Annotated in this window: 10 protein-coding genes; 3 read left to right on the plus strand and 7 right to left on the minus strand. The window is 61.9% G+C overall.

What is annotated here, in order from left to right:
- Together APH42_RS27775 and APH42_RS27780 are read right to left on the minus strand one after the other, a co-directional pair.
- On the minus strand, nt 1-1,090 hold a 1,090-nt coding region (locus APH42_RS27775), incomplete at its 3' end, for a GlxA family transcriptional regulator (protein ID WP_060494679.1).
- Between the two features lie 449 nt (nt 1,091-1,539).
- On the minus strand, nt 1,540-2,916 hold the full coding sequence (locus APH42_RS27780) for an L-serine ammonia-lyase (protein WP_012270098.1): 1,377 nt from the start codon (nt 2,914-2,916) through the stop codon (nt 1,540-1,542).
- Nucleotides 2,917-3,358: 442 nt separating this feature from the next.
- On the opposite strand from APH42_RS27780, the gene APH42_RS27785 reads away from it, so the two are divergent.
- From APH42_RS27785 to choV, 3 genes are all read left to right on the plus strand, one after another.
- On the plus strand, nt 3,359-4,306 hold the full coding sequence (locus tag APH42_RS27785; RefSeq protein WP_012270097.1) for a choline ABC transporter substrate-binding protein: 948 nt from the start codon (nt 3,359-3,361) through the stop codon (nt 4,304-4,306).
- Nucleotides 4,307-4,387: 81 nt separating this feature from the next.
- A complete protein-coding gene (gene choW / locus APH42_RS27790) occupies nt 4,388-5,236 on the plus strand; it encodes a choline ABC transporter permease subunit (protein ID WP_174244689.1) in 849 nt (282 codons plus the stop codon).
- Nucleotides 5,233-6,411 carry a choline ABC transporter ATP-binding protein gene (gene choV, locus APH42_RS27795; protein WP_012270095.1) on the plus strand — a complete coding sequence of 393 codons (1,179 nt, stop codon included), beginning with the start codon at nt 5,233-5,235 and terminating at the stop codon, nt 6,409-6,411. Before choW ends, choV begins: the two co-directional genes overlap by 4 nt.
- A 119-nt stretch (nt 6,412-6,530) precedes the next feature.
- Here choV and hisF read toward each other — a convergent pair whose 3' ends face one another.
- The 5 genes from hisF to hisB form a co-directional block, all read right to left on the minus strand.
- Entirely contained in the window at nt 6,531-7,301 is a 771-nt protein-coding gene (hisF, locus tag APH42_RS27800) for an imidazole glycerol phosphate synthase subunit HisF (RefSeq protein WP_008091498.1), read from the minus strand.
- A 10-nt stretch (nt 7,302-7,311) separates the two neighbouring features.
- On the minus strand, nt 7,312-8,049 hold the full coding sequence (gene hisA, locus APH42_RS27805; protein ID WP_060494680.1) for a 1-(5-phosphoribosyl)-5-[(5-phosphoribosylamino)methylideneamino]imidazole-4-carboxamide isomerase: 738 nt from the start codon (nt 8,047-8,049) through the stop codon (nt 7,312-7,314).
- Nucleotides 8,050-8,076: 27 nt separating this feature from the next.
- A complete protein-coding gene (locus APH42_RS27810) occupies nt 8,077-8,337 on the minus strand; it encodes a DUF2164 domain-containing protein (RefSeq protein WP_060494681.1) in 261 nt (86 codons plus the stop codon).
- Nucleotides 8,338-8,976, minus strand: a complete 639-nt coding sequence (gene hisH / locus APH42_RS27815) for an imidazole glycerol phosphate synthase subunit HisH (protein WP_060494682.1) — start codon at nt 8,974-8,976, stop codon at nt 8,338-8,340.
- Nucleotides 8,977-9,406: imidazoleglycerol-phosphate dehydratase HisB (gene hisB, locus APH42_RS27820; protein ID WP_060494683.1), on the minus strand; the 430-nt coding region annotated here is incomplete at its 5' end.

A 9,406-nucleotide genomic window follows, 5' to 3' on the forward strand; every position in this document is an offset into this window, starting at 1 on the left:
CAAACGTCGATTCGTTGCGCGCCTGGCTCAGGGCCGCCATCGGCCCGCTGTGCGGCGACAGGGTCATGGCCTGCGGGATCGGCATCATCGCCACCTGCTGGGCGGTGTTGGAGCCCACGCGCTCGTCACGCGGCGGAATACCGAAGTACTCGCGGTAGCACTTGGAGAAGTGCGGGGTCGACACAAAGCCACACACCGATGCCACTTCGATGATCGACATCGGCGTCTGCTTCAGCAACTGGCGCGCACGGATCAGCCGCAGCTTCAGGTAGTAGCGCGACGGCGAGCAGTGCAGGTACTTCTGGAACAGCCGCTCGAGCTGGCGTCGCGACACCGACACGTACACCGCCAGTTCGTCCAGGTCGATCGGTTCTTCGAGGTTGGCCTCCATCAGCGCGACGATTTCCTGCAGCTTCGGCTGGTTGGTGCCGAGCATGTGCTTGAGCGGCACGCGCTGGTGGTCCTGCTCGTTGCGGATGCGCTCGTAGACGAACATCTCGGAAATGGCCGCCGACAATTCGCGGCCATGATCGCGGCTGATCAGGTGCAGCATCATGTCCAGCGGCGCGGTGCCACCGGAGCTGGTGAAGCGGTTACGGTCAAGGGTGAACAGGCGGGTGCTCATGTTCACCCGCGGGAAGGCCTCCTGCATCGCGGCCAGGCATTCCCAGTGCACGCTGCAGTCGAAGCCATCGAGCAGGCCGGCGCAGGCCAGCGCCCAGCTGCCGGTGCACACCGCGCCCAGCCTGCGCGACTGACGGGCCTGGGCTTGCAGCCAGGTAACGTGTTCACGGGTGACCGACCGCTGAATGCCAACCCCGCCGCAGACGATCACGGTGTCGATGGGCGGTGCATTGCTGATGGCGGCATCCGGGGTGATCTGCAAGCCATCGCTGGCCCATACCTGGCCACCGTCGACCGTCAGGGTGTGCCAGCGATACAACTCGCGCCCAGACAGCTGGTTGGCCATGCGCAGCGGCTCGACGGCCGATGCCAGGGAAATCAGGGTGAAGTTGTCCAATAGAAGAAACCCGATGGACTGGGGTGCTGTGCGGTTCTGGGTTGGGTTCCCGGAGGTGTACGACGTCATCGCGATTTCTCCTCACACAAATGCAGGGTGTGCCTCAGGCGGGCACTGATTTCTTGTTATTACCCCGATTCATGTGCCGGGGCTTGGTGGCCAATATCAACGCAAACGCCGTGCCTGAAATTGAACGGCTATCCAAAAAAACCTGAAAACGACGCCTTTATTCGGCAAATCAGGTGCTTTGATCGAGTTGGCCTGGTGTTCGCAAACGGGCGTGCTAGGCGCCATGCGTGTAACGGCTGAGCAATTTGGTGACACGCGCAGTGTAGGTTGCCCAGAAACGACACTCTTGAGTGTCACCGACAACACGAGTACTGATAACGACACCCGACGATCGGTAGGCGTCGTGCGCACCATAAAGAGGCATTGGTGATTGTGCTGCACCTGCATCAACCTCAAGGGCCTCTTCGCGGGTAAAACCGCGAAGAGGCCCTTGAGGGGGGATCAAACCATTAGCATTCGATAGCACTGACAGCCAGGCCACCGCGCGAGGTTTCTTTGTACTTGTCGTGCATGTCGGCCCCGGTATCGCGCATGGTGCGGATTACCTGGTCGAGAGAAATGAAGTGCTCACCGTCCCCGCGCAAGGCCATCTGCACCGCGTTGATGGCCTTTACCGCAGCAATCGCGTTGCGCTCGATGCACGGCACCTGCACCAGCCCGCCGACCGGGTCGCAGGTCAGGCCGAGGTTGTGCTCCAGGGCAATTTCAGCAGCGTTTTCCACTTGTGGCGGGGTAGCCCCGAGCACTTCGGCAAGGCCCGCTGCAGCCATGGCACAGGCCGAGCCGACTTCACCCTGGCACCCCACTTCGGCACCGGAGATCGAAGCGTTCTTCTTGCACAAGATGCCCACCGCAGCAGCACCGAGGAAGAAGTCGACCACGCTCGACTCGTCCACTTCATCGCTAAAACGCATGTAGTAGTGCAATACCGCCGGAATGATCCCGGCCGCGCCATTGGTAGGCGCGGTGACCATGCGCCCGCCGGCGGCGTTTTCTTCGTTGACCGCCAGGGCGAACAAGTTGACCCACTCCATGGCGCTCATGGTCGAGCCGATCACGTTGGGCTTGCCGATTTCCTGCAGGCTGCGGTGCAGCTTGGCGGCGCGGCGGCGCACATTCAGCCCGCCAGGTAGCGTGCCTTCGTACTTGAGGCCGTTGTTGACGCATTCCTGCATGGCCTCCCAGAGCTTGTGCAGGCCTGCGCGAATCTCTTGCTCGCTGCGCCAGACCTTCTCGTTGGCCATCATCAATTGCGACACGCTGAGGTCGTTTTGCTTGCACAGGCGCAGCAGTTCAGCGGCGCTGTTGAAGTCGTACGGCAGCACGGTCTGGTCGGCATCCAGCACGCCGCTGGCGGCCTGGGCAGCATCGACCACGAAACCGCCGCCCACCGAGTAGTAGGTGTCGCGGTGCAGCTCACCCTGCTCGCCTTCGGCAATCAGGGTCATGGCGTTGGGGTGGTATGGCAAGTTCTCGTCCAGCAGCAGCATGTCGCGGGCCCAGACGAATTCGATGGGTAGCCGGCCGTCCAGCTGCAGGGTGTCGGTTTCGCGCAGGTCGGCGATGCGCGGCACAATCTGGGTCGGGTCAATGGCGTCAGGCCACTCGCCCATCAGGCCCATGATGGTGGCGTTGTCGGTGCCGTGACCGATACCGGTGGCCGACAGCGAGCCGTAAAGACGCACCTCGATCCGCTTCACACGCTCCAGCTCGCCGCGTTCGCGCAGGCCCTGAACGAACAGGGCGCCAGCACGCATGGGGCCGACGGTGTGGGAGCTGGAGGGCCCGACACCGATCTTGAACAGGTCGAACACGCTGATGGCCATTGTCGAATCACCTCTTGCTGGGCTTGTCTCTGCGCGCCATGCGCAGGGCGGGGCAGCTGCTAGGCTGAAACAGCGGGCCGCCTTGAATGCCAGCATCATCGGGCTTTTACCGCCCCCCTCGCCGTCTGCAACCGACGTACTTTTGTCCAGCAGCGCCGCGCTGTTCGTTGCCTTCTCCACGCCGTTTTCCAGCGGCCTGGTGACGCAAAAATGCGGCCGAAGGGGTGGAAAAATCCATAAGCGACATCGCCCGTACTGGATACGACCCGTTCCGTACTGGATACGACCCTACCAGTAGGCGATTGCCCGGCGCTGGAGGATTATCGAAAGCGACTCGTAAAGCACGGCCACGCATCCTGCCCTCTGCAGGCCTGGTCGACCGGACCTTCAGAAAGCCCGGCGACCCACGCGAACCCGAAGACAAAATCACAGGAGTCCATCCATGAAAGGTTCACCCTCGCTGTTGCTGGTTGCGTTGCTGTCCACGCCATTGCTGGCCCAGGCCGCCGAACCCGAGCAGTGTCAGACGGTACGTTTCTCCGATGTCGGCTGGACCGACATCACAGTCACGACCGCGACCACCAGCGTTGTGCTCGAAGCCCTGGGTTACAAAACCCACACCACCATGATCTCGGTACCGGTGACCTACAAGTCGCTGGCCACCGGCAAGGACCTGGACGTGTTTCTCGGCAACTGGATGCCGACCATGGAAAACGACATCAAGCAGTACCGCGACGCCGGCACGGTGGAAACCGTGCGCGCCAACCTGGAAAACGCCAAGTACACCTTGGCCGTGCCCCAGGCGCTGTATGACAAGGGCCTGAAGGATTTCAGCGACATTCCCAAGTTCAAGAAAGAACTCGATAGCAAGATCTACGGCATCGAACCCGGCAACGATGGCAACCGCACCATCCAGAGCATGATCGACAAGAACGCCTTCGGCCTGAAGGACGCCGGTTTCAAGATCGTGCAATCGAGCGAGGCCGGCATGCTGTCGCAGGTCGACCGCGCGCAGAAGCGTGGCGAAGCGCTGGTGTTCCTGGGCTGGGAACCGCACCCGATGAACACCCGCTTCAAGATGCAGTACCTGACCGGCGGGGACGAATTCTTCGGCCCCGACTTCGGCAAGGCCACCGTGCTGACCAACACCCGCAAGGGCTACGCGCAGGAGTGCAGCAACGTTGGCCAGCTGTTGAAGAACCTGTCGTTCGAGCTCAAGGATGAAAGCACCATGATGGGCTATGTCCTGGACGACAAGATGAAACCCGAAGCCGCCGCCAAGAAATGGATCAAGGACAACCCAGGCAAGCTGGATGCCTGGCTGGCCGGCGTGACCACCGTGGATGGCAAACCTGGCCTGGAGGCGGCCAAGGCCAAGCTCACGCAATAACGAACCACGCAATAGCGCTACCTCGGGGCAGGACCGTGCCTGCCCCGGGTTGATTTCAATCTATGCAGGTGGAAGCTCGCTATCATGCTTATCGATCAGAAAATACCCCTGGGCCAGTACATCGCGTCGTTCGTCGAGTGGCTGACCCAGAACGGCGCGAATTACTTCGACGCCATCGCGCAAGGCCTGGAGTTCATGATCCATGGCGTCACCAGCGCCCTGACCTGGTTCAACCCGTTCGTTCTCATTGCCCTGTTCGCCGCCCTGGCGCACTTGATCCAGCGCAAATGGGCGCTGACCGTGTTCGTTGCCCTGTCGTTCCTGTTGATCCTCAACCTGGGCTACTGGCAGGAAACCATGGAAACCCTGGCCCAGGTCACCTTCGCCACGGTGGTGTGCGTGGTAATCGGCGTGCCGCTGGGCATCCTCGCTGCGCACAAACCGATGTTCTACACCGCCATGCGGCCGGTGCTCGACCTGATGCAAACGGTGCCCACCTTCGTCTACCTGATCCCAACCCTGACCCTGTTCGGCCTGGGCGTGGTGCCGGGGCTGATCTCCACCGTGGTATTCGCCATTGCCGCGCCTATTCGCCTGACTTACCTGGGCATCTGCGACGTGCCGCAAGAGCTGATGGACGCCGGCAAGGCCTTTGGCTGCTCGCGTCGCCAACTGCTTACCCGTATCGAACTGCCGCATGCGATGCCCAGCATCGCCGCCGGCGTCACCCAGTGCATCATGCTGTCGCTGTCGATGGTGGTGATTGCCGCCCTGGTCGGCGCTGACGGCCTGGGCAAACCTGTGGTCAACGCACTGAACACCGCCGATATCTCCCTGGGCTTCGAAGCGGGCCTGGCGATCGTGCTGCTGGCGATCATGCTCGACCGTATCTGCAAGCAACCGGAACTGCCGGTAAGGGGTGAGGCATGAGCATCATTCGTTTCGAAGACGTCGACGTCATTTTCTCCAACAAGCCACGCGAAGCGCTGTCTCTGCTGGACCAAGGCAAGACCCGCGAGCAGATCCTCAAGCAGACCGGCCTGGTGGTTGGCGTCGAGAAGGCCAACCTGGATATCAACAAGGGCGAGATCTGTGTGCTGATGGGCCTGTCCGGCTCGGGCAAGTCGAGCCTGCTGCGCTGCATCAACGGCCTCAACACCGTCAGCCGTGGCAAGCTGTTCGTCGAGCACGAAGGCAAGCACATCGACATTGCCCACTGCTCCCCGGCCGAGCTGAAGATGATGCGCACCAAGCGCATTGCCATGGTGTTCCAGAAGTTCGCCCTGATGCCCTGGCTGACGGTGCGCGAGAACATCAGCTTTGGTTTGGAAATGCAGGGCCGCCCGGAAAAGGAACGGCGCAAGCTGGTCGACGAGAAGCTTGAGCTGGTGGGCCTGACCCAATGGCGCAACAAGAAGCCGGACGAGCTGTCAGGCGGCATGCAGCAGCGCGTGGGCCTGGCCCGTGCACTGGCCATGGATGCCGACATCCTGTTGATGGACGAACCGTTCTCGGCCCTCGACCCGCTGATCCGCCAGGGCCTGCAGGACGAACTGCTGGGCCTGCAGGCCAAGCTGAGCAAGACCATCGTGTTCGTCAGCCATGACCTGGACGAGGCACTGAAGCTGGGTACCCGTATTGCGATCATGAAGGACGGGCGGATCATCCAGTACAGCAAGCCGGAAGAAATCGTGCTCAACCCGGCCGACGAATACGTGCGCACCTTCGTCGCCCACACCAACCCGCTGAACGTGCTGTGCGGCCGCAGCCTGATGCGCAGCCTGGACAACTGCAAGCGGGTCAATGGTTCGGTGTGCCTGGACCCCGGTATCGATTCGTGGCTGGACCTGGGCGAAGGCGGCGCGCTCAAGCGTGCTCGCCAGGGCCAAAACGGGCTGGACATGCAGAACTGGGCACCGGGGCAGGATGTGGAGCTGCTGGAGCGCAGACCGACCGTGGTGCACGCCGACATCGGCATGCGCGAGGCGCTGCAGATTCGTTATCAGACTGGCAACAAGCTGGTGCTGCAGGATAACGACAGGGTGGTGGGGATTCTTGGGGATACCGAGCTTTATCACGCGTTGCTCGGCAAGAATCACGGGTGATGCAATTGGGGCCGCGTTGCGGCCCATCGCGACACAAGGCCGCTCCTACAGAGATACGCATTACCCTGTAGGAGCGGCCTTGTGTCGCGATAGGAGGGCAAAGCCCTCCCAGCGATCTGTCAGCGAACGACGATCCCGCGCGAAGCCATGTAGGCCTTGGCTTCCGGTACCGTGTACTCGCCAAAGTGGAAGATACTGGCCGCCAGCACCGCGCTGGCATGCCCTTCCAGAATACCGTCAGCCAGGTGCTGCAGGTTGCCCACACCACCCGAGGCAATCACCGGAATACCCAGCGCATCACTGATGGCACGGGTAACGCCCAGGTCGAAGCCGTTCTTCATGCCGTCCTGGTCCATGCTGGTGAGCAGAATCTCGCCTGCACCCAGGCCTTCCATCTTCTTCGCCCACTCCACTGCATCCAGGCCAGTCGGCTTGCGCCCACCGTGGGTGAAAATCTCCCAGCGCGGCGTTTCACCCGGCCCGGACACTTTCTTGGCATCGATGGCGACAACGATGCACTGCGAACCGAAACGGTCCGCAGCCTCGCCCACGAACTCCGGGTTGAACACCGCAGCCGTGTTGATCGAAACCTTGTCGGCACCGGCGTTGAGCAGGTTACGGATGTCCTGCACGGTACGCACGCCACCGCCCACGGTCAGCGGGATGAACACCTGGCTGGCCATGCGCTCGACGGTATGCAGGGTAGTGTCGCGGCCATCGACGCTGGCGGTGATGTCGAGGAAAGTGATTTCGTCGGCACCCTGCTCGTTGTACCGACGGGCGATTTCCACCGGGTCGCCGGCATCACGGATGTTCTCGAACTTGACGCCCTTGACCACCCGGCCGTTGTCCACGTCCAGGCAAGGGATGATGCGCTTGGCCAGTGCCATGGTTCAGTCCTCAGCCTTGGTAGTTGTCGCAGAAGGCCTGGGCCTCGGCGACATCGAGCGTGCCTTCGTAGATGGCACGGCCTGTGATGGCGCCGACAATGCCTGGCGCCTTGGCGTCGAGCAGGGCCTTGATGTCGCCCAGGTTGTGAATGCCGCCAGACGCGATCACCGGAATGCGGGTGGCTTCGGCCAGCGCCTTGGTGAACGGCACGTTGCAGCCCTGCATCATGCCGTCCTTGGCGATGTCGGTGTAGACGATCGCCGAGACGCCATCGGCCTCGAAACGCTTGGCCAGGTCGATGACCTGCACCGAGCTGACTTCGGCCCAGCCGTCGGTGGCGACGAAGCCGTCCTTGGCATCCAGGCCAACGATGACCTTGCCTGGAAAGGCCTTGCACGCTTCGGCGACGAACTCGGGCTGCTTGACCGCCTTGGTGCCGATGATCACGTAGCTGACGCCAGCCTTGACGTAGTGCTCGATGGTTTCCAGCGAACGGATACCGCCGCCGATCTGGATCGGCAGAGTCGGGTAACGTTTGGCGATGGCGGTAACCACTTCACCGTTGACCGGTTGGCCTTCGAAAGCGCCGTTGAGGTCGACCAGGTGCAGGCGGCGGCAGCCACCCTCGACCCACTTGGCGGCCATGCTCACCGGGTCGTCGGAAAATACCGTGGAGTCTTCCATGCGGCCCTGGCGCAGGCGCACGCAGGCACCGTCCTTCAGATCGATAGCGGGGATAATCAGCATCTTGGGAACCTGTCTATTTGTTGGGTTTCAGGGCTTCTCGAGTGCCCACAGGTCGCTTTCGATGCTCTCGAACCGCTCCTTGAGGTGCAGCTGAACATCGGCAATCGCCCTGTTGTAGTAATGGGGTGCAATTTCCTTGCTGAACAGCTCGAGGACTTCGGCCACCTCGAACGACCCCAGCTGCAGCTCGAAGCGGTCTTCAAGGAAGCGCTTGAGCGTGTCGAGCGCATCGCGCTCCTGCTCGGGGGCCAGGGTCATGATCGGGGCCTTGGTCTTCGACCTGCTCATTTACCAGCGCCCGTCCCAGGCGACGAAGTTCTGCAGCAACTGCAGGCCATGGGTATGGCTCTTCTCCGGGTGGAACTGCACGGCAAAGCGCGAGCCATCAGCCAGCGCGGCGGCGAAATCGACGCCATAGTGGCCGCGACCGACCACCTGGCCCGCCTTGCCGGCATTGATGTAGTAGCTGTGCACGAAGTAGAAACGTGCGCGGTCGGGGATGTCGTGCCACAGCGGGTGGTCAATGGTCTGGGCAACTTCGTTCCAGCCCATGTGCGGCACCTTCAGGTGCTCGCCGTCTTCTTGCAGGTCTTTGCCGAAGAAACGCACCTGGCCGGGAAACAGACCGATGCAATCGACACCGGTGTTTTCTTCGCTGTGTTCGAGTAGCGCCTGCATACCGACGCAGATACCGAGGAACGGGCGGTCCTGGCTGACTTCACGCACCAGGCTGTCGAAGCCCAGGCGGCGGATTTCGGCCATGCAGTCGCGAATCGCACCCACACCTGGGAACACCACGCGGTCGGCCTCGCGGATCACTGCGGCATCGCTGGTGACCAACACCTTACCGGCACCTACGTGCTCAAGCGCCTTGGCCACCGAGTGCAGGTTGCCCATGCCATAGTCGATTACGGCTACCGTCTGCATTTACAGGCACCCTTTGGTGGAAGGCATTTGCCCGGCCATGCGCTCGTCGAGGGTAATGGCCATGCGCAGAGCGCGGCCGAAAGCCTTGAACACGGTTTCGATCTGGTGGTGGGTGTTGTGGCCACGCAGGTTGTCGATGTGCAGGGTGACCAAGGCATGGTTGACGAAGCCCTGGAAAAACTCCTGGAACAGGTCGACATCGAAGCCACCAACGCTGGCGCGGGTGTACGGCACGTGCATCTGCAGGCCTGGGCGGCCAGAAAAGTCGATGACCACGCGCGACAGCGCTTCGTCCAGCGGCACGTAGGCATGGCCGTAGCGGAAGATGCCTTTCTTGTCACCGATGGCCTGGGCGAATGCCATGCCCAGGGTAATGCCAACGTCTTCGACGGTATGGTGATCGTCGATATGCGTATCACCCTTGCACTCG

The sequence above is a fragment of the Pseudomonas sp. NBRC 111140 genome, from assembly GCF_001320885.1.
GTDB lineage: Bacteria > Pseudomonadota > Gammaproteobacteria > Pseudomonadales > Pseudomonadaceae > Aquipseudomonas > Aquipseudomonas putida_P.

Bases quoted from the DNA above. Each gene is read 5' to 3' on its own strand.
- APH42_RS27780 (WP_012270098.1), bottom strand. From the start codon at position 2,916: ATGGCCATCAGCGTGTTCGACCTGTTCAAGATCGGTGTCGGGCCCTCC.
- APH42_RS27785 (WP_012270097.1), top strand. From the start codon at position 3,359: ATGAAAGGTTCACCCTCGCTGTTGCTGGTTGCGTTGCTGTCCACGCCA.
- choV (WP_012270095.1), top strand. From the start codon at position 5,233: ATGAGCATCATTCGTTTCGAAGACGTCGACGTCATTTTCTCCAACAAG.
- hisF (WP_008091498.1), bottom strand. From the start codon at position 7,301: ATGGCACTGGCCAAGCGCATCATCCCTTGCCTGGACGTGGACAACGGC.
- hisA (WP_060494680.1), bottom strand. From the start codon at position 8,049: ATGCTGATTATCCCCGCTATCGATCTGAAGGACGGTGCCTGCGTGCGC.
- APH42_RS27810 (WP_060494681.1), bottom strand. From the start codon at position 8,337: ATGAGCAGGTCGAAGACCAAGGCCCCGATCATGACCCTGGCCCCCGAG.
- hisH (WP_060494682.1), bottom strand. From the start codon at position 8,976: ATGCAGACGGTAGCCGTAATCGACTATGGCATGGGCAACCTGCACTCG.